We start from the raw sequence: 22,197 nt of genomic DNA on the forward strand, positions 1-22,197 counted from the left end.
ATCAGGATTTCAGCACGCTGTCGGCCCAGGCGGCGAAATCGTTCATGACGGTGTCGCGGTTGATCTCGTTCAGGCTTTCATGGCGGGTTTCCGGGTAAACCTTTGAAACCAGATTCGAAAAACCCATTGCTCGCATGCGCTTTGCCAAATGATCGACGGCCTTGCCGTAGTCCGACGCAGGATCCTTCTCGCCGCCGACAAGATTGACGGGCAGGTCGCGCCGAACGCCGGCAAAGCTGGAATCCTTGCCGGCGTGCTGCGCCATTTTGACGACATCGCGCCACATCGAGATCGAGGCGTCCCAGCCGCAGAGCGGGTCGGCGACATATTTGTCGACCTCGATCGCGTCGCGCGACAGCCAGTCGAACAGGGTGCGGTGGTTGGGCACCGCCTTGCCCCAGGCCTGGAAGGTGAGCTTGGGCAGAAGCCGCGACGGCACATCTGAGCCCAGCCGCATCCGTTCCCAGCCGAGGATGAGCAGTGCCAGCTGCCCGAGCAGGACCTGCGAGAAATTGCCGTTCCAGATCGCGGCGGCATGCACGCGTTGCGAATGGCGCAGCACGAAGTTGAGCGCGATCGAGGCGCCCAGCGAATGCCCGAAAACGATCACCGGCAGTCCCGGATGCTCTTTCGCGATCAGGTCGTGAACGGCGTCGACATCGGCGATCACTTTGGCGATGCCGTCACTGTCCGCGAACTTGCCAAGCGGCGCGTCGGGCGCTTTCGTCGCGCCATGACCGCGGTGATCGTGGGCATAGACGTGGAAATCGCGCGGCGCGAGGTAGTCGGCAAAGCGGGCGTAGCGCGCAGCATGCTCGGCCAGACCATGGTTGATCTGCACCACGGCGCGTGGCTTCGCCTCAGCGTGTTTCACATAGAGGTTGAGCTCGGCCCCCGTCGGTGAGGCCAGGCTGGTTTGCTTGTCGAATGGCATGTCTCCCTCCCTTCGTGACTGTTGGGCGAGGGCGCCACATACGTCAAGTGGACGGGCGCGCTTGCGAACATGCTGATGGAGCGCTCAGCTGGGGATTGTTTTCTCGCACGGTGAAAAAAGATCGCAATTCTGACACGTCGGCTGTTCTAGTGTGACGAATCCAATACGGATCAATGATCGCCGGGAGAGCGGGAATGCGGGTTTGGGCATTGTGGGGTTCGATCGTGCTGGCTCTTGCCGGCGCCGGCGCGGCGCATGCCGATGTCAAGATGAGCGGAACTTTCGTGGCCGACAGCGCCTGCCCGGCGACGCAGGCCATCAAGAACGGCAAGAACCCTGGCAACATCTCGACCGAAGCTGGCAAGTCCTACGATCTTCTTGCCGGCAACAAGGACGAGCCCACCCACTATCTCATCCAGGTGCCGGGCGCCGATCCGGAGCGGCGTTGGGTGAAGATCAGCTGCGGCCATGTCAGAGGCGGCAGCGCGGCGGCGACCCCGGCGCAGACCAAGCCTTCGGCCTCCGGAAAACCCGAATATGTCTTCGCGCTGAGCTGGCAGCCGGCCTTCTGCGAGACCAAGGCAAGCAAGCCCGAATGCAAGGCGCAGAACCCCACCGAGTTCGATGCCTCGCATTTCACGCTGCACGGATTGTGGCCGCAGCCGAACGGCAATTTCTATTGCCAGGTGCCGGCGGCCGACAAAGCCAATGACAATCCGGCGCATTGGGGAGATTTGCCGCCGGTAAAGCTCGACGCGAACACGCGCGCCGAGCTCGACCAAGTGATGCCGGGCACCGCCTCCAAGCTGGAGCGGCATGAATGGATCAAGCACGGCACCTGCTACGGCAAGAGCCAGCAGGAGTATTTCTCCGATGCGCTCAACTTGATGCGGGCGGTGAACGCTTCGCAGGTGCGCGATCTCTTCACCAAGAACATCGGCAAGCAATTGACCTCCGACCAGATCCGCGGCGCCTTCAATGCGGCCTTCGGCGCCGGCGCAGGGGACCGCGTGCGCGTCTCCTGCCTGGTCGACCCGTCGAGCGGCCGGCGTCTGATCGGCGAGATCACGCTCGGCCTATCAGGCCCGATCGGGCCCGACAGCAAGCTCGCCGACCTCCTCATGGCGTCCGCGCCGACGGCCAAGGCCGGCTGCCCGAAAGGTACTGTAGACGCGATTGGATTCCAGTAGAGTTCGCACGCCTGGCCAAGAGCGTTCGACATTTGCCGTGCGCTTTTCCTGGCATGCTCCAATGGCATTGCACAGGGGTTTGACCGGTCGGCTCTGTTTGCATTGGCTGGTGGCATGCTTTGGAGATTAGCCGAAACGCCCATCGCGATCGTCATTCCAGGGCGGAGCAGGAGCGAAGCTCCGTCGCGGAGACCCTGGAATCCATTCCGTTACCTTCGCCAAGGCGTGCAGCGGAGCAGAATTCTGTACCGCGGCAACGCTTTGAAGTCACGGAATGGATTCTATGGTCTGCGCCGCGTCGCTTCGCTCCTTGCTCCGCCATAGAATGACGAGGTTGCGGCGGCTTCAGCCAATCCCCGGCGCTTGCGCTGATTTTCACGGACATGAACGGAAAATCTTGCACCATGACAAACGGCAATTTTTCAAAATCTCTGTGTCGGGGAACTAGGCCGATCTGGGCGTCGCCTGGATGATGATCGGCTCGCTGCCTGGCTCCCCGACCACGCGGTCGCGGCCGCTGAATTTGGCCTTGTAGAGACGCTGATCGGCCAGGGCGAAGATGTCGGCCAGGGAGCGTGTCGTCTCGCTGACGGTGGAGACGCCGGCGCTCACCGTGATGTTGAAGCGGGCGGTATGCCCCGAGGTCTTGGTGGCGTTCCTGATGGTCTCGCCGAGCAGCCTGGCGGGCGCGTGCGACTGTTGCGTCAGTATGGCGAATTCCTCGCCGCCGATCCGGAACACCTGATCGTTGCCGCCGATCGTCTCGGCCAGCAGCACGGCCATCGATTTCAACACCTTGTCGCCCTCGGCGTGGCCGAAGCGGTCATTGATCGACTTGAAATGGTCGACGTCGACGATGAGGAGGCTGAGCGGCTTGCCCATCCTGATGGCGGCCGTGACCGCGGATTCGCCGTCGGCATCGAAGCTGCCGCGATGCAGCAGGCCAGTAAGACCGTCGCGGCCGACATATTTGACCAGGGCCTCATAGCGTTCGCGATAGGTGAGGGTGTCGAAGATGTCGGAGAGGCCGCGCGGCACGGCGATATCATTGTCCTCGACCCATTTGATATAGGCGACGAGCATGCCGCTATAGGCAAGCGCGGCACCCATCTTGGCGAGCCAGCCGCCAAAGAAGACCTCGATCGGCGCGCCGGCGACGAAATGCAGCGCGATGAAGAAGCCGGCCTGATCGAAGGTGAGCACGCAGGCGACCGAGGCGAGGATGCGCATGAACGGCCTGGCGCGCAGATAGGCGCCGAGCTTCTCGTAGAGCAGGATGATCAGGATGGCGTCGATGAAGAGCAGCGAGGTGCCCCAGACCATCAGCCAGCCCATCTCGTCGATGAAGGCGATGTCGGGCATCCTGCCGTCGGGAAGCGGCGAAACGACGTGCAGCCGCAGGATCAGCACCAGGCCGATCATCAGCGCGTTGCCGAGCAAAAGACCGTAGATCGGCTGCCGGACGGTCGCCGCGTCCTCCTTCATGTAGAGCAGAAGGATCATCACCAGCTTGCCGGAGAACAGTACGGCGGAGCCCGGCGATACCAGCCCGAACGGCAGCGCGACATAAAAGACGCTGGCGAGGTAGGTTTCGAGGAAGTGCATGACGCCGAGCGCGCAGATGAACACGCCAAGCCCGATGCGTCGCCGGAAGCGGAAAAGCGTGACCATGGCGCCGAAATAGAGAACCGCTTCGGCAAGGAGCAGAGCACCGTTCAGCACGTCGTCGATCCGATCTTTCCCCGAAACCGCGGCATGGCCGCCATTTGCCAACCTATTAGCTTTTTGAAGGCGAATGGTTAACCGCTGATTTCAGGCATGGCCGGCGGCGGTGAAAAGCTATGGACGGAGTGGGACCGCAAAACCGGCGAAAGCGCGCCGTTTGACCGCCTGCGCGCCGAAAGCGATTGCCGTGCAGCGCTTCATCGCCTACATAGCGCGCAACCCCCATTCACTTTGACACTTCAGTTTCCAGGGAAAGCGCGCGTGGCTCGCCAGTTCATCTATCACATGTCAGGCCTGTCGAAGGCCTATGGCACCAAGAAGGTGCTCGATAACGTTCACCTGTCCTTCTATCCGGACGCCAAGATCGGCATCCTCGGCCCCAACGGTTCGGGCAAGTCGACGATCCTGCGCATCATGGCCGGGCTCGACAAGGAGTTCCAGGGCGAGGCGTGGCTGGCAGAAGGCGCGACCGTCGGTTACCTGGCGCAGGAGCCGCAGCTCGACAACACCAAGACCGTGCGTGAAAACGTCATGGACGGCGTCGCCAGGAAGACCGCCATCATCGAGCGCTACAACGAGCTGATGATGAACTATTCCGACGAGACGGCCGACGAGTCGGCCAAGCTCCAGGACGAGATGGACCGCCTCAATTTGTGGGATCTCGAGCAGCAGGTCGAGATGGCGATGGACGCGCTGCAGTGTCCGCCGCCGGAGTCCGAAGTGACCAACCTGTCGGGCGGTGAGCGTCGCCGCGTGGCGCTTTGCCGGCTGCTGCTCGAACAGCCCGACCTTTTGCTGCTCGACGAACCGACCAACCATCTCGACGCCGAGACCACGCAGTGGCTGGAAAAGCATCTGCGCGACTATCCAGGCTCGGTGCTGATCATCACCCACGACCGCTACTTCCTCGACAATGTCACCGGGTGGATCCTCGAGCTCGATCGCGGCCGCGGCATTCCCTACGAGGGCAACTACACCAAATATCTCGATGCCAAGGCCAAGCGCCTGATCCAGGAAGGGCGCGAGGATGACGCCCGTCAGAAGTCGATCTGGCGCGAGCGCGAGTGGATCCAATCCTCGCCCAAGGCGCGCCAGACCAAGTCGAAGGCGCGCATCAAGGCCTATGAGGAATTGGTCGAGCAGTCGCAGAACCGCAAGCCGACCGACACGCAGATCGTCATCCCGGCGAGCGAGCGCCTCGGCAATGTCGTCATCGAGGTCGAGGGCCTCAACAAGGGCTTTGGCGACGAGCTCCTGATCGAGAACCTGTCGTTCAAGCTGCCGCCGGGCGGCATCGTCGGCGTGATCGGCCCGAACGGCGCCGGCAAGACGACGCTGTTCAAGATGGTAACAGGGCAGGAAAAGCCGGATGCCGGCTCGATCCGCATCGGCGAGACCGTCAAGCTCGGCTATGTCGACCAGAGCCGCGACGCGCTCGACCCGAACAAGACGGTGTGGGAAGAGATTTCGGGCGGCGCCGAGGTCATCAAGCTCGGCAAGCATGAGGTCAACAGCCGCGCCTACTGCTCGTCCTTCAACTTCCGCGGCGGCGACCAGCAGCAGAAGGTCGGCAACCTGTCGGGCGGCCAGCGCAACCGCGTCCACTTGGCCAAGATGCTGAAGGGCGGCGGCAATGTCCTGCTGCTCGACGAACCGACCAACGACCTCGACACCGAAACGCTGGCCGCGCTGGAAGATGCGCTCGAAGCCTACGCCGGCTGCGCGGTCATCATCAGCCACGACCGCATGTTCCTCGACCGCATGGCCACGCACATGCTCGCCTTCGAGGGCGACGCGCATGTCGAATGGTTCGAAGGCAATTTCGAGGAGTATGAGAAGGACAAGCTGCGCCGCCTCGGTGCGGAAGCGGCGGCGCCGCACCGCATGACGCACAAGCGGCTGACGCGATAGGAAGCTTACAAACGTTCGAACTGCGCGACAAACTGCTTCGCTAGCTCCTCGCTGGCGAAGCGCCCAATCTCTTCGTAATCTGGGCGGTATTCTGCATCGCCCGGCGATTTCAGAACGACAAAAGCACCAGTGTCGGCAACCACCTGAAACGTTAGGTCTTCACTCTCTACAGGCGTCGCGTGACGTGCCCCGCAGTTCGGGCACTCGTCGTCACACATACAGGACCATTCGTCGATCCAATGTTCACTGCACCTGTAGCATTCGTAGTGGTTTGCGAACCAGGCCATGCTGGAACCTCCCTGCGCCGCGAGACTATAGTGGATTGCTTCTGATACGATAGCGCCCACGTGAAACGAAATCGAGATATCCGCTATCCCGAAGAACTTGCAGTTGCTGACGAATCTTTGGCCGGACATTCCTGTTGTGCGGATATAGAGCGCTCAATCTCCTTTCAAACGAGTAGACCTGCTCGATATCAAATTCCACTGTGCCGATCAGATCGACGCATTTCATAACTTCGACTAGCCAGCCACGAGCTTCCGCTTCCTTCTCGCGAAGAAAAAGGGTCTTCTGCCATTGCGCAATGACTGCGTCCTTCGGAACTGGAATGCTGTTTCGAACGATATAAATTCGCCCTGAGTCCGGCACGCGATCAAGCAGTATGTTCGAGCCGATCCATCCCGCTCTCCTCGCTGTTGCGGCAAGCGGCTTTCTCTTTTCAATAATGTCTGGGATGAAGAAGTGCTTGGGCACCATGCAAACGTTTAATACGGTCATTTTGTTCAGATCGTAATTCAGCAGTATCAAATTTGGATTAGTTGACGATGCCAGCCTATCGATCTTAGTGAAATAAGCACCGTCAGCAACCTTCGCGCCGAAGGCTTTCTTCTGGCCTTTCAGCTCGAATTGGTCGCTGCAATGGCCGCAGAAGAAATCGGCAACGGGCTGATTTGCAGAAAACTGGGTCAGTCGTGAACCTGCGCAGTTAGGGCAATAAAGCCACTGGGAAACCCACTGTTCAGTCCATACCCTCGCGCGCTGAGAACCGCTGACGTATTTGGCTTGCGCTTCCTCGAAACCAAATTTCATTCGCAATCAGCCCATCTGCGGCATCAAGATGTGAATCTACCGTCACGGAACCGCGGCGATCAAGAGCCTGATAGCGTTGCGAAAAGTCGATTGCCCTTTTGGCTTTGAGTGATATCAGCATGTGCCCGGGTCAATCACAGAGATCGGATACAATGACACACGAGGGCAAAGACTGGTCCGCCGCCCAATATCTGAAATTCGAGGACGAGCGCACGCGGCCCGCGCGCGATCTCGTGGCGCAGGTGCCGGTCGATTTTCCGCGCCGCGTCGTCGATATCGGCTGCGGTCCGGGCAACTCGACCGAACTTCTGGTCGAGCGCTGGCCGGACGCGCAGGTGAGCGGCTTCGACACCTCGCCCGATATGATCGAAAAGGCGCGGGCGCGGCTGCCCAATGTCAATTTCGAGCTGGCCGATGCCGCCGCATGGCAGCCCGAGCATCCCGTCGACGTCATCTTCGCCAACGCCGTCTTCCAGTGGCTGCCGGAGCATCCGGCGGTGTTCCAGCGGCTGATGGGGCTTCTGGCGCCGGGCGGCGCCCTGGCCGTGCAGATGCCGGACAATCTCGGCGAAGCCTCGCACCAGCTGATGCGCGAGACGGCCGCGGAAGTGCCGTTCGCTGCCAAGCTCAAGGGCGCCGCGCGCGGGCCGCTGCCGCCGGTGTCCTTCTACTATGACCTGTTGTCGCCGGTCGCCGACCGGCTCGACATCTGGCACACGATCTACAACCATCCGCTGGCCGACGCCGAAGCGATCGTCGAATGGGTCAAGTCGACGGGGCTGAAGCCCTTCCTCGATCCGCTCGACGCGGATCAGAAGAAGGTGTTCCTCGACAGCTATACCGCCAAGATCGCCAAGGCATATCCGAAAACCGCGAACGGCAAGGTGCTGCTGCGCTTCCCGCGTATCTTCATCGTCGCCAAGCGCGCTTGAGCATCCACCACCTGAATGCCAGCGCTGGTTGTCGAATTAAGCTGGAATAAACCGGGCAAATGCGACAAGTGTAGCGCCTCGCCCCGGCACCACTTGCCTCCCCTCGGACGGATTGGACATGCATCGCGTCATCATCAGCGGCATCGGCGCCGAAATCCCTGAACCCGTCATCACCAATGAAGAGCTGGTCGCAAGCTTCAACAGTTGGGTCGACACCGAGAATGCGCGTCGCGCCGACACCGGCGAGCCGCTCCTGCAGAAATCGGACAGCGACTTCATCGTGCATGCCTCGGGGGTCAAGAGCCGCCATGTCATCGAGCGCGAGGGAATCCTTGATCCGACCCGCATGTCGCCGCGTATTCCGGCGCGGCCGGACGATGCGCTGTCATTGGAGGCGGAGTTCGGCATCGCCTCGGCCAGGAAGGCGCTTGCCCATGCGGGCGTCGATGGGTCGGACATCGACCTGGTGATCTGCTCGGCCTCGCACCATCAGCGGCCCTATCCGGCCATCGCCATCGAGATGCAGGAGGCGCTGGGCACCAAAGGCGCCGGCTTCGACATGGGGCTTGGCTGCTCTTCGGCGGCAGCCGCGCTGCATGTCGCCGTCAACCTGGTGAGGGCGGGGGCGCACAAGCGCGTCCTGGTGTCGACGCCGGAGATCATCACCGGCCATCTCAACTTCCGCGATCGGCAGACGCATTTCATCTTCGGCGACGCCTCGGTCGCCATGGTCGTAGAGGGACTGGCGCAAGGCGAGAAGCGGCCGGGGCGTTTCGAGGTGCTCGACACGCGCACCTGGACGCAGATGTCGAACAACATCCGCACCAATCTCGGCTATTACACGCGCACCACACAGGAGGATCCCTACATGATCAACCTGGAAGGCAACCTCATCAAGCAGGTCGGCAACAAGGTGTTCAAGGAAGTCACCGTCGCCGGGCAGAAGTTCATCGTCGAATTCCTGGCCGAGCACGGGCTGACGCCGGGGGGCATCCGCCGCTTCTGGCTGCACCAGGCCAATGCGCGCATGAATGCGATGATCCTGAAATTGTCCTTCGGCCATGACGTCGACCATGACCGCGCGCCCATGGTGCTGGAGCGGCTCGGCAACACCGCCGGGGCCGGCGCGATCGTGGCGCTGTCCGAGAACCATGCCGATATGAAAGCCGGCGATTTCGGCCTGATCTGCGCCTTCGGTGCCGGTTATTCGATTGGGGGAGCGCTGCTCAGAATGCTTTGACGATGCGGCTTCACGCCGGCGCGAATGGCACCAGCATCGGCACGCGCCTGGCATAGTCGTCATAGGCCGGGCCGAGCTCGCCGCGCAGAAAGCGCTCTTCCAGCCTCGCCTTGACGACGACGCCGACAAGTAGCAGCGCCGCGCCCGCGATACCCCATATCGTGCCTTTGACGGCCGCCGTGGCGAGGATCGACAGCAGCAGTCCGGTGTAGATCGGGTGCCGGACGAGGCCATAGGGGCCGGTGTCGACGACGCGGTGATCGGCCTTGGCGGTGACGTTGGCAGACCACAGCCGGCCAAGATGAAGGCGCGCCCACCAGGCGAAGGCGATGCCTATGGCGATCAGCGTAACGCAGATCCAGGCGTCGGTGAGCGTCGGCGTCCAGAGCCGCAGCCTGCCGACATAGCCGTGCGCCGGCACGAACAGCAGCACGGCGCCGGCCAGCCAAAGGACACGATAGCGCGCCTCCGACTTGAGATCGGCGCGCTTTTGCGCGGGATCCGCCCAGGCAGCGGCAAGGACCCAGGACACCACCCAGAACAGCCACAGCGCTGCGACAGCTTGCCCAACCTGCATGATCGAGCCTCCTCCCGATTATGCGCCTACCGTTTATGCCGGCGTCGCGGCGGCAATGCGACGTGTGGTGCGGCGGTGGCGGCGTTTTTGGTAATAACGTCGTGATCGCCATCAAGCGGCGTGATCGGATCATCAGCGCTTTCGACTGGACCGCATTCTTCGGCACCTTTAGACCAGCGGCATGCAGGAAACGAAGCTGGAACTTTTTCCCATGGCGGAACCGGCGGTTGACATCGTGCCGGGCCGCAAGCTCGCGGCCAAGGCAGCGGCGCTCTATGCCGCCCCGCACGATCATTTCGAGACGAGGGCGGTCGAGGAACTGCGGCTTGGCTTCGACGGTATCGCGGGCGACTTCCATGCGGGGGCAACGCGGCGTTCGGGCGGGCGCGAGCCCTGGTATCCGCGCGGCACCGAGATGCGCAACGAGCGGCAATTGTCGGTGGTCGCCGCCGATGAACTTGCCATTGTCGCGCAGCGCATGGGGCTTGAGGAGATCAAGCCGGAGTGGATCGGCGCCAATCTCGAGGTCGAAGGCGTGCCGCATCTGTCGATGCTGCCAGCCGGCTCGCTGATGTTCTTCAAGGGTGGCGTGACGCTCAAGGTCGATGGCCAGAACAAGCCGTGCCGCTTTGCCGGACAGTCGATCGCCGAGCACGTCGGCGCCGTGGATACCGATGCCACCGCGCTGCTGTTTCCCAAGGAGGCGAAACGGCTGCGCGGCCTCGTCGCCTGGGTCGAGAAGCCGGGCGTCATCAGGGCCGGCGAGGAGATCTCGGTGCGGGTTCCGGAGCAGTGGATCTATAGTTAAAGGCAGCCATGCCGCACATGGCGGCATGGCTGACTGTCCGGGTTAGCTCTTCCGGTTCTTGTTGGGGCCTTGCGCCATGACCGAGACATGGTCCCATTTTTCCCAGATGGCGATGCGGTTGGCGTATTCCTGCTTGATCATCGGCAGGCCGCCATCGCCGAAGAAGACCCTGAGCGGCGGCTCGGCGGCATCGACGATCGCCAGCATTGCCGGGCCCGTCGCTTGCGGATCGCCGGCGACCGAGCGGCTGCGGCGCTCGGCCATCGCCGCGCGGACCGGCTCATAGGCGTCCATCGGCTTGGAGACCTTGGCCGACGGCCCTGCCCAGTCGGTGGAGAAGCCGCCGGGCTCGACCAGGGTCACGTGGATACCGAACTGGGCGACTTCCTGGCTGAGCGACTGGCTGAAGGCTTCCAGCGCCCATTTCGAGGCGTGGTAGAGGCCGATCGAGGCGAAGGCGTTGACGCCGCCGATCGACGAGATCTGGATGATGTGGCCGGAGCGCTGCGCGCGCATGATGGGCAGCGCCGCCTGGGTGACCCAGAGCGCGCCGAAGACGTTGGTCTCGATCTGGTCGCGCGCCTCCTGCTCGGTGACCTCCTCGATGGCGCCGAAATGGCCGTAGCCGGCATTGTTGATGACGACGTCGAGCCGGCCGAAGCGCTTGTGCGCTTCGGCGATCGCGGCGTCGACCGCCCGTTTGTCGGTGACGTCGAGCTTCAGGGCGGCGATGTTGTCGCCATATTTCTCGACGAGATCGGCGAGCGTGCCGGCATCGCGGGCTGTGGCGGCGACGCGATCGCCGCGGGCGAGCGCGGCCTCGGCCCAGACGCGGCCAAAGCCCTTCGACGATCCGGTGATGAACCAAACCTTGCTTGTCATGATGTGCATTCCTTGCCCTTGGAGGGCCGTGAATTCTCTCGGAGGATAAGCGGAGGAATCTCCGCTTACGGCATGTACGGCGCTGCCGGCGTTTTTCCAGATGCGTTCCGAGAAATAATCCGTGGGTCAGGGATAACGCACCGCACTCGACCAGGCGGGATCCTCATGCCTTTTCCAGTAGAGCGCCATCAACCTCTCGGTGATCGGACCGACCTTGCCGCCGGCGACAGGCGCGCCGTCGATCGTGGTGACCGGCATGATGCCGCCGGCGGTCGAGGTGATGAAGACCTCGGCGGCGCCTTTGAGAGCGGCGACGCCGATCGCTTCCGCTTTGACGGCGAGGCCGATTTGGGCGCACAGGTCGAAGACGGTGCGGCGCGTGATGCCGGGCAGCACGCCGACGGCGGGCGTCGTGAGCCTGCCGTCCATGACGCAAAAGACGTTGAAGCCCGGGCCTTCGGCGACATTGCCATTGAAGTCGAGGATGAGCGCGGTGTCGGCGCCACGGTCATAGGCATCGTAAAGGCCACGGACCAGATCGAGCCAATGGTAGTTCTTAATCGAGGGGTCGATCGAGGCCGGCGGAATGCGGACCTTGTCGCTGATCGCGACATGCAGGCCGGTGCGCAATTGCTCGGCATTGGCGACCGAGCCGAAGGGGACGGCGAAAGCCATGAAGCGGTTGATCGCCTGGCGCGGGTCGCGGCTGAAGGTCGGCGAGGCGCCGCGCGTGCACAGCATCTCGACATAAGCCGCGCGATGGCCCGACAGCGCGACGCAATTGTGCAGGATCTCCGCAACGCCGTCGCGATCGAACGGGATCGTCATGCGCAGCTTCTCCAGCCCGCCGAAGAACCGGTCGAGATGGAGATCGAGGCGGAAGAAGCGGCCGTCCCAGACATGGACGGTGTCGTAGGTGGCGTCGGAATGCAGAAATCCCCAGTCCAGCACCGAGATTTTGGCCTGCGACATCGGCAGATATTGCCCGTCGAAGAAGGCGACGCCGTCGGGATAGGCATGCGGGTCGATGTGGCGTTCGGAGAGAAAGGGTAACCGCTTGGCTGGCGTGGCGGCGGCCTGGCTCATTTCATTCCTCCCTCGATCGTCGGCAAGGCAGGCTAGCTTCCGGTTGCGGATGAAGTAGAGCCAGGCAGAAGGCGCTGCTTGGCCTCACTCGTCCTCGTCGTCTTCCTCGAGCAGCCTTGTCGCGCGCCAGCGGGTGAGCACCGCGTTGGTCTCATCGATAACGAAGAAGCGCGCCGAATCCCGGTCATAGCCTTCGGCGAGCAGCTTCTCGTAATCGGTGTGGGCATGGCGGACATGGGCGATGGTTGCCAGCCACACCGCGATCGTCGGCGGCAAGGTCTTCATGTGCACCGAACCGGCATCGGTGCGGATCTTTTCCATATCGGCATAGGGCGCGAGCGGAAGAAGCGCTGTCAGCGCCTTGGCGATGGCGCGGCGGCGGCCGGTGGGGGCGCTCATTTGTCGTCGCGTCCTGCGATGGTCGCTTCGGGAAAGGCATCGGTTGAAGCGTAATAGGGCTTGATGTCGATGACCGGCGTGCCGTCGAGCAGATCGATGGCGTCGATCCCGATCCGTCCGTCCTCGATGTCGAGCGTGACGAGCTTCGCCACATGCAAGCCGATAGGATTCGGCCGTGCAGGGGAGCGCAGCGAGAAAACGCCTTTGGGTTCAGCCGCATGGCGCGGTTTCTGCACGATCAGATTTCGCGGCGCGTGATGGAGCCAGGACAGGATGACGATGTGGCTGGCGCGTTCCAGGTTTCGCAGCCCCGGGCGATAAGGCTCGTCGATCAGGACTGTCGCGGTTCGCCCTAATTCACGCGCGGCGCGCATGTTCTTGGGGCAATCCTCGCGCCTCATCCAGGGCGAAACGATGCGGCCGATAAAGACGAGATGGCCGTCCGGCCGCAACTCCGCCGGATCGGCCGCAAGCAGCGTTTCACCTTCACGCGTCTCGAACATGCTCTTCACTCCGCGCAAGAACCGTCTGCCAGGCGCGGATCAAGGCTGCGCCATTTTCTTGTCCGGAAGCGACATAGCGCTTGCCAGGGTTTCGAAATCGACATAAACATATCTTTATATCTTTCAACGAGAGCCCGCTCATGCATGTCTCGCTCGACACAATGGTAGATACATTGAAGGCGGCGGCCGAATCCAGCCGGCTGCGCATCCTGGTGCTGCTTTCGCGCGGCGATCTCACCGTCTCCGACCTCACCGAGATACTCGGACAGTCGCAGCCCCGTGTCTCGCGCCATCTGAAGCTGCTGCTCGATGCCGGGCTGATCGGCCGCTACCAGGAAGGGTCCTGGGCCTTCTTCCGGCTGACCGATACGGACAATTCGCGCGATTTCGTGCAGCGTCTGGTCTCCGGCATCAGCGAGGCCGATCCGCAGGTGGTGCGCGATCTGGAGCGGCTGGCGGCGGTGAAGCGCAAGCGGCAGGACCGGGCCGCCGAATATTTCTCCGAGAACGCCGCGAGCTGGGACCATATCCGCTCGCTGCATGTGCCGGACCGCGCGGTGGAAGCGGCGCTCATCAAGCTTGTCGGCAAGCGGCCGTTCCAGTCGATGCTCGACCTCGGCACCGGCACGGGCCGGCTGCTCGAAATCTTCGCGCCGCTCTACCGGCGCGGCGTCGGCATCGACATGTCGCGCGAGATGCTGACGGTGGCGCGCGCCAATCTCGACAAGGCCGGCATCGCCAATGCGCAGGTGCGCCAGGGCGATATTTTCTCGCCGCCGGTCGAGCGCAACGCCTTCGATCTCGTCACCATCCACCAGGTGCTGCATTATCTCGACGATCCCGCCCGCGCCATCGCCGAAGCGGCGCGGCTGCTCAGGCCATCGGGCCGGCTGATCGTCGTCGACTTCGCGCCGCACAATCTCGAATTCCTGCGCGACCAGCATGCGCATATGCGGCTGGGCTTCTCCGACCGGCAGATGTCCGATTGGTTCGCGGAGGCCGGACTCGACCTCGAGGACAGCCAGGAATTCGAGCCGCGCGGCGGCAACGAGGCAAGGCTCACCGTCAAGCTCTGGCTCGGCCGCGACCGCCGCCTGCAGATCGCAGACCCGTCCAACGATTCCTTGCCAGTGAGGGAAACAGCCTGATGAACCAGTTCCGCTTTTCCCGTCGCCCCGACATCGGCGAGAAGGTCAGCGTCTCGTTCGAGTTCTTTCCACCGAAGACCGACGAGATGGAAGCAAGGCTGTGGGATACAGTCACAAGGCTGGAGCCGCTCAAGCCGGAATTCGTCTCGGTGACCTACGGCGCCGGCGGCTCGACCCGCGAGCGCACGGCGCGCACCGTCAAGCGCATCCTCAACGAGACGACGCTGACGCCGGCGGCGCATATGACCTGCGTCGACGCCGCGCGCGACCAGGTCGACACGGTCATCCGCGAGTTCGTCGACTTCGGCGTCACCCGTTTCGTCGCGCTGCGCGGTGATCCGGCGGCCGGTGTGGGCACGAGCTACCGGCCGCATCCCGATGGCTACGCCAATGGCGCCGAACTGGTCGGGGCGCTGAAGAGCGTCGGCGATTTCGACATCTCGGTCTCGGCCTATCCGGAAAAGCATCCGGAAAGCCCGGATTTCGCCACCGACATCGATATGCTGAAGCGCAAGGTCGACAATGGCGCGACGCGGGCGATCACCCAGTTCTTCTTCGACAACGATCTTTACGAGCGCTATGTCGAGCGGGCGCGCCGCGCCGGCATCTATATCCCGATCGTGCCAGGCATCCTGCCGGTGCATAATTTCACCCAGGTCGCCAATTTCTCGTCGCGCTGCGGCGCGCTGGTGCCGGCATGGCTGGCCGAGCGTTTCGAAGGGCTGGAGAACGACCCGCAGACGCATGCGCTGGTGGCCTCGGCCGTGGCGGCCGAGCAGGTGCTCGACCTTGTCGAGCGCGGCGTCGGCGACTTCCATTTCTACACGATGAACCGTGCCGACCTCGTCTTTGCCGTCTGCCACATGATCGGCATCCGCTCGCATGAGGCGGAGGCGACCGGGTCGGCCGCGGCCTGAGGTCGGCGGAAATGGAAAAGGCCGGGTGGAAACCCGGCCTTTTCGAACTGTTGGACTATTCTCGGTGCTTGGTCTTCCCGGCTTTGGCGGGTCAGGGAAGAACACCTATGATCAGGGCACCGATGAATGCGAATGCGGCACAAATCATCAAAGCGTTGATCGGCCTCGTCAGTCCCATGCCATAGCCTCCTCTTCAGAGCTATGGCAGGAGTCTAGGGGCATTTGGGCCACAGGCAAGCGGAAAACGTGCTGCAATGCGACATGATTGTGGAATTTGCGACCCGGGATTTGCCGTTAGCCGTTGAAACTCTTCGGCAAAAGTCGGCTTCGCCGTTGTGAATAAATTGTGGCGGCGGTGTGGCATGACACCGCTACCATTTGCCGAACAGTCGCCCGTCGATGGTGATGAGGCCCAATCCGATCAGCGTCATGCCGCCGATCTCGAACAGCGCCAGCCGCTCGCCGAGGAAGAGGAAACCGAGCAACACCGCGCTGACCGGGACGATCAAGGTGACCAGCGAGGCATTGGTGGCGCCGGCCGAGGCGACGAGATTGAAATAGAGGATATAGGCGAAGGCGGTGGACAAAAGCGCCAGCCCCAGCACCGCGGCCCAGACCGGTTGCGAGGCCGAGAACAAGCCCGTCGGCCCATAGGCAATGAGCACGATGGGGATCATGATGATGGTCGAGGCGGTCAGCTGGCCGGTGGCGATGACTGGCGATGGCACGCCCTTGAAGCGGCGCGCGATCATCAAGGCGATCGCATAGGATACCGAAGCGCCGATCAGCGCGAATTTGGCCCAGACCGGCCCGCCGAGTCCGGCAACAAGGCCCGGACCGATCATGATCGCGGTGCCGGCGACACCGAGCGCGATGCCGGCCAGCTTGTTCCAGGACAGCTTCTCATCGGTGGTGAGCGCATTGGCCAGGATCAGCGTCCAGAACGGCGTGGTGGCGTTGAGCACCGAGGCGACGCCGGCGCCGAGCTTAGTCTGGCCGGCGAAGATCAGCGAGAAGGGCACGACATTGTTGGTGAGCGCCAGCAGGAAGAACAGGCCGGCATGCGGGAAGGCGAGCCGGAACGAGGGGCCGCGGACCGCCAGATAGAGCTGAAGTGCTGCCGCCGCGATGGCGACGCGGAACAGCACCAGCGCAAGCGGGTGGATCTCGGACACTGCAATGCGGGCAAAGAAGAACGAGCCGCCCCAGATTGCGCCGAGCAGGAGAAGCTGCCCCCAATCCTTGAGCGTCATCGGTCCGCGCGTTGGCGCGGCGGCGACCGTAATCGACATGTCCTGTTCCTCCCCAGGCCGATCGCAATCTCGGCTTCACACCTCACCAACCGATAATGCGTTTGCCTGCAAGGGCCACCCGAAACCTGACTGGTGGTTTAGCGTTGGCAAAACGTGCAGCCGGCCGCGCCGGCTCGCCAGACACAGAACTGTTTTCTTTGGCGGCTAGCTAGGATTAATTGTGCGCGCTCCAGCCCCGAGGATTCGTCCATGCAGCGATTCGAAAATGCCCGCGATGCGGCACTGGCGCTTCGTCCCGACGATCCGGTCTACTGTTTCCGCCCGCAGGTGCTGAAGGCGGATGCCCTGCAGTTCATGGGCATGTTTCCCGGCAAGACCGCCTATGCGGTGAAGACCAATGGTGAGCAGATCGTGCTGAAGACATTGGTCGAAGCCGGCGTCAGCACCTTCGACGTCGCTTCGCCGGGAGAGTTCGCGGCCGTGCGCGCCGTCTCGGCGGATGCCGAGATGCTCTACATGCACCCGGTCAAGGCGCAGTCGGACATCAAGCTGGCGCTGGAGAAATACGGCATCCGGGTGATCTCGCTCGACCATGAGGACGAGATCACCAAGCTGACGCGCGTCGTGCGGGCGCTCGATATCGACCCGGGCGCCATCACCGTCTTCGTGCGCATCCAGACCAAGGGCCACGCGGCTTACGAATTGTCGAAGAAATTCGGCGCCGGGCCGGCCAATGCGGTCGAGCTTGCCGAGCGGCTGAACCGCACCGGCTACAAGGTTGGCCTCTGCTTCCATGTCGGCAGCCAGATCGAGGATCCCGACACCTATGAGCGGGCGTTGGCCTCGGCCGACTGGGTGCGCAATCGCCTGACCTTCGACATTGCCGGGCTCGATGTCGGCGGCGGTTTCCCCGCCGAATACGGCCACGATCCAAACCGCAAGCAGGTCGAGATGCCTTCGCTCGGCCAGCTGATGTCGCGGCTTGCCGGCGACCTGACGGAGTATCAGTTCGACCAGATGCCGCTGGTGGCCGAGCCCGGACGCGTGATCGTGGCGCGGTGCCTGTCGCTGATTGTGCGGGTGCTGCTGCGCAAGGGCAAGCGGCTCTACATCAATGACGGCATCTGGGCTTCGCTGTCGGATTCATGGACCGGCAAGATCACCCTGCCGGCCCGCTTCATCCCCGATCCGGCGATCCGCACGCGTAATGGCGACGAGAGAAACATCGTGCCGTTCAAGGTCTGCGGCGCGACCTGCGATTCCGTCGACATCCTGTCCAGGCCGTTCTGGCTGCCGGAAACGGTCGACACCGGCGACTGGATCGAGATCGGCCATATCGGCGCCTACTCGCTGTCGCTGAGGACCCGCTTCAACGGCTTTTACCCCGACACATTCGTGGAGGTGACGACGCCGTTCGATGAAGGCGACGCGCCGCAGGGGTTCGCGAGCCTGGAGACGATGGCGGACTAGGAAATAAGGCAGTAGAGATTCGGCAGTAGGTCGAAAGAGGGGGGCGTTGATTATCCGTATCCCTTGAATGTCGCCTCGGTATTTTTCTACTGCCTATTGCCTACGCTACGCCACCCCACCGCCGGCCTGGATGTTCTCTCCGGTCAGCCAGCGGGCTTCGTAGCTGGCGAGGAAGACGGCAACATCGGCAACGTCGCGTGGCGCGCCGATCCGGCCGAAGGGCGACATGCCGGCCGCCACGGCACGATCCCGCTCCGGGAGCAGGTCGGTGTCGGTGAAGCCCGGCGACAACGCGTTCACGGTGATGTTGCGCGGCCCGAGCTCACGCGAAAGCACGCGAACGAACTGTTCGACGGCACCCTTGCTGCCGAGATAGAGCGCCGTGTGGGCGAAGAACATCCTTGTGCCGCCCGTCGAAACAGCAATGATGCGGCCACCGTCGCGGACACGTTTGGCCCCTTCCTGCATCGTGAAGAAAGTTCCCCTGGCGTTGGTGCCGAAGACGAAGTCGAAATCCGTCTCCGTCGCCTCGACGAAGGGCTTGATGACGGCCACGCCGACATTGGCGACAGCGATATCGACCGGGCCGAGCTTGGCTTCCGCTTCGTCGAACAGGCGCCGGACATCACCCGGAACGGAAACATCGGCTTGAATGGCGAGTGCCTTGCCGCCCTTGCCGGTGATGGCGGCGACGACTTCCTCGGCGGCATCTCTGTTGCCGACATAGTTGACGACGACTGCGGCGCCGTTGGCGGCGAGCCCTTCGGCTATGGCGCGGCCGATGCCGCGCGAGCTTCCGGTGACGATTGCGGTTTTGCCTTGCAGGGACTGGGACATGATCAGGTTCCTTCGCCTTCAGGTCCCGCTGGTCTGCGCGCGGGGCCGACGGCTGAGAGATAGCGACCTGAGATTAATCGGATAATGCGCTATTATCTGATCAGCTTGTTAACCGAGGAATACATAATGCGTGGCTCCGACTTTAACGAACTCAAGGCTTTCTCGGCCATTGTGGAAGAGGGCAGTTTCGTCCGCGCCGCAGCTCGGCTGCAGGTGTCGCCGCCAGCGCTCAGCCAGACGATCCGGCAGTTGGAGGCGCGTGTCGGCGTAAGATTGCTCAACCGCACGACGCGCAGCGTCTCGCCAACGGCGGCGGGCGAAAAGCTGTTCGGTCGCCTTTCGGTCGTGTTCGAAGAACTGGATGGCGCCTTGGCCGAAGTCCAGTCAGGCCGCGATCGGCCTGCGGGCACGCTGCGCATCAATGCATCGCGGGTCGCCGCGATGCGGTTCATCGCGCCCATCCTCGGCGATTTCCAGCGAGTCTATCCCGACATCGCATTGACGGTTGTCGTCGACGACATGCTGACCGACATCGTCGAAAGCCGCTTCGATGCGGGCATCCGCCTTGGCGAACGGCTGGAGCAGGACATGGTCGCAGTCAAGCTCAGCGGTGAGTTGCAGTTGGCGGCGGTGGCGGCCCCGGCCTATCTTGCTGGACGTGCAGTTCCGCGCCACCCAAAGGACCTGCACCAGCACCGATGCATCAATTTCCAATGGCCAGGCGCCGGCGATATCTATCGGTGGGAGTTCTCACGCGGCAAACGTTCGTTGGAGATCGCCCTCAAAGGCAGTCTCACTCTCAACGACACGGAGTTGATGATCCATGCCGCGCTCGGCGGAGCGGGTGTCGCCTATATGATCGACTATCAAGTCCAGCCCTGGATAGAAAACGGCAGGCTCGTCCGGTTTCTCGAAGCCTGGTCGCCCCGTTTTCCAGGCTTCTATCTATACCACCCAAGCCGGCGGCATGTTCCGCCGGCATTGCGCGCCTTTATCGATTTCGTGCTGAGGAAGAGTAGGGAGTAGGGAGTGTTGTTCTTCGACGCGCCTTCACTACTGACTGATGACTATTCACTCTTCTTAGAGCTTCGCCAAAAGCTCCGGCGTCGGCCAGCCATCCACCGGCAGGCCAAGCCGCATCTGCTCCTTGCGGATCGCTTCGCGCGTGTTGGTGCCCAGGATGCCGTCGACCGTGCCGACATCGTAACCCTTGGCTTCGAGCTTGGTCTGCAGCGCCTTCATCTGGTCGCCGCTCAGGCCCTGCTCGGGCGTGCGCGGGTCGAATGGCGGCGCGCCGGCAAACCGCGTCGCCATGACGGCGGCGGTGAGCGCATAGGTGAAGGACTGGTTCCACTCCAGATAGACATCGAAATTGTCATAGGTCAGGAAGGCGGGACCCTTGCGACCCATTGGCAGCGCCAGGCCGGCTTTCAGACCATTGTCGATGAGCGGATTGCCGTTGGGCTCGGTCACACCCCACTGAGCCCACTGCGATAGCGGCAGCTTGTTGGTGCGGCCGGTCTGGTCCCATGGCATCTCATCGGGGACGCGCACTTCCTGGACCCAGTGCTGGTCGCGCTTCCAGCCGCGCGACTGTATCTTGCTGGCGGTCGTCATGATGACGTCCGGCACGCTGTTCCTGAGGTCGACCTTGCCGTCGCCGTCGCCGTCGACGCCATGCGCCAGATAGTCGGTCGGCAGGATCTGCGTCTGGCCGATCTCGCCGGCCCAGGCGCCCTTGACGTCGGCCGGCAACACGCCGCGATCGATAAGCGTCAAAAGCGGCACCAGTTGCTGGCGGAAGAGCTGAGGGCGGCGGCAGTCATGCGAAAGCGTGACCAGCGCATTCAGCGTATGGAAGTCCCCCTGCACGGCGCCGAAATCGGTCTCCAGCCCCCAGAAGGCGGCGATGACGGCTGGCTGGACGCCGAACTGCTTGTCGGCGCGGTCGAAGACTTCGGCATATTTCTTCAGATTGGCCGCGCCCTGCTTCAGGCGGTAGGCCGAAATCATGCGGTTGGAGAATTCGGTGAAGGTCTGGGTGAAGACGCCCTGGGCGCGGTCGCGCGCCAGCGCTCGCTCGTCGATGGTGGCGTCCTCCAGCGCGTCGAGCCCGGTTTCGCTGACGCCGGCCGCCTTGGCTTCGGCCGCAACACCTTGCTTCCAGGCCTCGAAATCGCCGCCGCATTCCTGCGCCGCAGCGGGCAGTGCAAACGCGCCGACGAAAAACGCCGCTAGGATTTCAACGCGCAATCGCATCGCTTTCCTTTCGAGACCGGCGCATGACCTGATCGTGATCCCGGTAGGGACCGCACAGGCGCATGCGAGGATTTCAAAGCCCAGGAGCCGCGCCAGGCACTCGCGCGAGTGCGCCGCTCCGGATTACCAGCGGTTGCATGTTTCGCCGCCCGCCGTGTCGAAAAGCAGGCGGGAGGGCCGATGTCAACGGGTGTTCTGCCGCAGCCACTTCTTCCAGGCGGCTTCCGAGCCGTTGAAGACGTTGATGTCGGACTTGCCGGTCATGCCGGGCACGATGCCGGTGCCGGTGTACTGCCAGAAGGTAAAGGGATGGCTGCCATATTTCTCACGCGGGTGCCCTGCGACCGAGCGCAGCCAGTAGGGGTAGTCGCGGAACGTCGCCAATTGGTTGTCGTCGAAGAAGTCGACCGAGGTGTAGATGATCGGCTTCTTGCCGTAGTGACGCTCGACCATCTGTAGAAAGACGGTCATCTCACTGCGCACGGTGGCCGGATCGGGGCGCAGCCTGCAGGTCGGCGATTTCGGGTTCCATTCCATGTCGAGCACCGGCGGCATGGCTGACGGGTCATTTGGGACATTGGCGATGAACCAGCGCGCCTGGGCTTCCGCCGGCGTGCAGAAATAGAAGAAATGATAGGCCGCGCGCGGGATTCCGGCTGCCCTGGTGCGTGCCCAGTGCTCGTTGAAATTCTCGTCGAAGCGGTCGCCGCCTTCGGTCGCCTTGATGAAGGCGAAGGAGATGCCGCTGGCCCTGGCGGTGGGCCAGTCGACCGAGGTCTGGTATTTGGAGACATCGGTGCCGTGGATGGCGTAGGTCCATGGCGCGCCGCTGTCCCACTCATGCGGCTTGGAGTCCTCGAATTTGGGCGCGCGCACGGTGACCGTCTGCGAGGACGGTGACAACGGCGAAAGGTCGACGGTTGAGCAGGCGCAGAGCAGCGTCAGCATCAGGATGGCCGCAAGACGGCGCATGATATTCCCCGAGCCGGGTTCAGCCGGCCGCTGATGGGTCCTTTACCGATGGTGGTCGCTAACCT

22 protein-coding genes are annotated in these 22,197 nt (G+C 63.0%); 9 read left to right on the plus strand and 13 right to left on the minus strand.

Annotation, left to right across the window (positions count from 1 at the left end; translation table 11 throughout):
* Position 1 precedes the first annotated feature (1 nt).
* Entirely contained in the window at positions 2–934 is a 933-nt protein-coding gene (locus tag EJ069_RS03200; RefSeq protein WP_126060048.1) for an alpha/beta hydrolase, read from the minus strand.
* A 194-nt stretch (positions 935–1,128) separates the two neighbouring features.
* Between EJ069_RS03200 and EJ069_RS03205 the strand changes: the two genes are divergently transcribed.
* Positions 1,129–2,124, plus strand: a complete 996-nt coding sequence (locus tag EJ069_RS03205; RefSeq protein ID WP_126060049.1) for a ribonuclease — start codon at positions 1,129–1,131, stop codon at positions 2,122–2,124.
* A 444-nt stretch (positions 2,125–2,568) separates the two neighbouring features.
* Here EJ069_RS03205 and EJ069_RS03210 read toward each other — a convergent pair whose 3' ends face one another.
* Positions 2,569–3,846 carry a GGDEF domain-containing protein gene (locus EJ069_RS03210; RefSeq protein ID WP_126060050.1) on the minus strand — a complete coding sequence of 426 codons (1,278 nt, stop codon included), beginning with the start codon at positions 3,844–3,846 and terminating at the stop codon, positions 2,569–2,571.
* Positions 3,847–4,110: 264 nt separating this feature from the next.
* Here EJ069_RS03210 and ettA point away from each other — a divergent pair, with 264 nt between their 5' ends.
* Positions 4,111–5,760, plus strand: coding sequence for an energy-dependent translational throttle protein EttA (gene ettA / locus EJ069_RS03215; RefSeq protein ID WP_126060051.1), 1,650 nt, complete (start codon positions 4,111–4,113; stop codon positions 5,758–5,760).
* 5 nt (positions 5,761–5,765) lie between these two features.
* Here the strand turns inward: ettA and EJ069_RS03220 are convergent, their stop codons facing one another.
* Positions 5,766–6,047 carry a hypothetical protein gene (locus EJ069_RS03220; protein ID WP_126060052.1) on the minus strand — a complete coding sequence of 94 codons (282 nt, stop codon included), beginning with the start codon at positions 6,045–6,047 and terminating at the stop codon, positions 5,766–5,768.
* Positions 6,048–6,072: 25 nt separating this feature from the next.
* Positions 6,073–6,849, minus strand: a complete 777-nt coding sequence (locus EJ069_RS03225) for a DpnI domain-containing protein (protein ID WP_126060053.1) — start codon at positions 6,847–6,849, stop codon at positions 6,073–6,075.
* A 152-nt stretch (positions 6,850–7,001) separates the two neighbouring features.
* On the opposite strand from EJ069_RS03225, the gene tam reads away from it, so the two are divergent.
* Entirely contained in the window at positions 7,002–7,781 is a 780-nt protein-coding gene (tam, locus tag EJ069_RS03230) for a trans-aconitate 2-methyltransferase (protein ID WP_126060054.1), read from the plus strand.
* Positions 7,782–7,899: 118 nt separating this feature from the next.
* On the plus strand, positions 7,900–9,021 hold the full coding sequence (locus tag EJ069_RS03235) for a beta-ketoacyl-ACP synthase III (RefSeq protein ID WP_126060055.1): 1,122 nt from the start codon (positions 7,900–7,902) through the stop codon (positions 9,019–9,021).
* Between the two features lie 10 nt (positions 9,022–9,031).
* Here the strand turns inward: EJ069_RS03235 and EJ069_RS03240 are convergent, their stop codons facing one another.
* Positions 9,032–9,598, minus strand: a complete 567-nt coding sequence (locus EJ069_RS03240; protein WP_126060056.1) for an isoprenylcysteine carboxylmethyltransferase family protein — start codon at positions 9,596–9,598, stop codon at positions 9,032–9,034.
* 181 nt (positions 9,599–9,779) lie between these two features.
* On the opposite strand from EJ069_RS03240, the gene EJ069_RS03245 reads away from it, so the two are divergent.
* Positions 9,780–10,406 carry an MOSC domain-containing protein gene (locus EJ069_RS03245; protein WP_126060057.1) on the plus strand — a complete coding sequence of 209 codons (627 nt, stop codon included), beginning with the start codon at positions 9,780–9,782 and terminating at the stop codon, positions 10,404–10,406.
* A 42-nt stretch (positions 10,407–10,448) separates the two neighbouring features.
* Here the strand turns inward: EJ069_RS03245 and EJ069_RS03250 are convergent, their stop codons facing one another.
* From EJ069_RS03250 to tsaA, 4 genes are all read right to left on the minus strand, one after another.
* Positions 10,449–11,288, minus strand: coding sequence for an SDR family oxidoreductase (locus EJ069_RS03250; RefSeq protein WP_126060058.1), 840 nt, complete (start codon positions 11,286–11,288; stop codon positions 10,449–10,451).
* Positions 11,289–11,414: 126 nt separating this feature from the next.
* Positions 11,415–12,374, minus strand: coding sequence for a D-amino acid aminotransferase (locus tag EJ069_RS03255; protein ID WP_126060059.1), 960 nt, complete (start codon positions 12,372–12,374; stop codon positions 11,415–11,417).
* An 84-nt stretch (positions 12,375–12,458) separates the two neighbouring features.
* Positions 12,459–12,773 (minus strand): DUF2293 domain-containing protein, encoded by a 315-nt coding sequence (locus EJ069_RS03260; RefSeq protein WP_126060060.1) that lies wholly within the window; start codon positions 12,771–12,773, stop codon positions 12,459–12,461.
* Positions 12,770–13,276, minus strand: a complete 507-nt coding sequence (tsaA, locus tag EJ069_RS03265; protein ID WP_126060061.1) for a tRNA (N6-threonylcarbamoyladenosine(37)-N6)-methyltransferase TrmO — start codon at positions 13,274–13,276, stop codon at positions 12,770–12,772. Before tsaA ends, EJ069_RS03260 begins: the two co-directional genes overlap by 4 nt.
* Before the next feature lie 140 nt (positions 13,277–13,416).
* Between tsaA and EJ069_RS03270 the strand changes: the two genes are divergently transcribed.
* Both EJ069_RS03270 and metF read left to right on the plus strand, forming a co-directional pair.
* Positions 13,417–14,424 (plus strand): metalloregulator ArsR/SmtB family transcription factor, encoded by a 1,008-nt coding sequence (locus EJ069_RS03270; protein ID WP_126060062.1) that lies wholly within the window; start codon positions 13,417–13,419, stop codon positions 14,422–14,424.
* Positions 14,424–15,341 carry a methylenetetrahydrofolate reductase [NAD(P)H] gene (gene metF / locus EJ069_RS03275; RefSeq protein WP_126060063.1) on the plus strand — a complete coding sequence of 306 codons (918 nt, stop codon included), beginning with the start codon at positions 14,424–14,426 and terminating at the stop codon, positions 15,339–15,341. Before EJ069_RS03270 ends, metF begins: the two co-directional genes overlap by 1 nt.
* A 371-nt stretch (positions 15,342–15,712) precedes the next feature.
* Here the strand turns inward: metF and EJ069_RS03280 are convergent, their stop codons facing one another.
* On the minus strand, positions 15,713–16,633 hold the full coding sequence (locus EJ069_RS03280) for a DMT family transporter (protein ID WP_126060064.1): 921 nt from the start codon (positions 16,631–16,633) through the stop codon (positions 15,713–15,715).
* Positions 16,634–16,843: 210 nt separating this feature from the next.
* Here EJ069_RS03280 and EJ069_RS03285 point away from each other — a divergent pair, with 210 nt between their 5' ends.
* Positions 16,844–18,064 (plus strand): alanine racemase, encoded by a 1,221-nt coding sequence (locus EJ069_RS03285; RefSeq protein WP_126060065.1) that lies wholly within the window; start codon positions 16,844–16,846, stop codon positions 18,062–18,064.
* A gap of 105 nt (positions 18,065–18,169) precedes the next feature.
* Here the strand turns inward: EJ069_RS03285 and EJ069_RS03290 are convergent, their stop codons facing one another.
* A complete protein-coding gene (locus EJ069_RS03290; RefSeq protein WP_126060066.1) occupies positions 18,170–18,901 on the minus strand; it encodes an SDR family oxidoreductase in 732 nt (243 codons plus the stop codon).
* A gap of 84 nt (positions 18,902–18,985) precedes the next feature.
* Between EJ069_RS03290 and EJ069_RS03295 the strand changes: the two genes are divergently transcribed.
* Positions 18,986–19,927, plus strand: a complete 942-nt coding sequence (locus tag EJ069_RS03295; RefSeq protein ID WP_245456428.1) for a LysR family transcriptional regulator — start codon at positions 18,986–18,988, stop codon at positions 19,925–19,927.
* Between the two features lie 54 nt (positions 19,928–19,981).
* Here EJ069_RS03295 and EJ069_RS03300 read toward each other — a convergent pair whose 3' ends face one another.
* Both EJ069_RS03300 and EJ069_RS03305 read right to left on the minus strand, forming a co-directional pair.
* A complete protein-coding gene (locus EJ069_RS03300; protein WP_126060067.1) occupies positions 19,982–21,160 on the minus strand; it encodes a lytic murein transglycosylase in 1,179 nt (392 codons plus the stop codon).
* A gap of 183 nt (positions 21,161–21,343) precedes the next feature.
* Positions 21,344–22,132, minus strand: coding sequence for a GH25 family lysozyme (locus EJ069_RS03305; RefSeq protein WP_126060068.1), 789 nt, complete (start codon positions 22,130–22,132; stop codon positions 21,344–21,346).
* Between the last annotated feature and the right edge of the window lie 65 nt (positions 22,133–22,197).

The organism is Mesorhizobium sp. M2A.F.Ca.ET.043.05.1.1 (assembly GCF_003952445.1).
Taxonomy (GTDB): Bacteria; Pseudomonadota; Alphaproteobacteria; order Rhizobiales; family Rhizobiaceae; genus Mesorhizobium.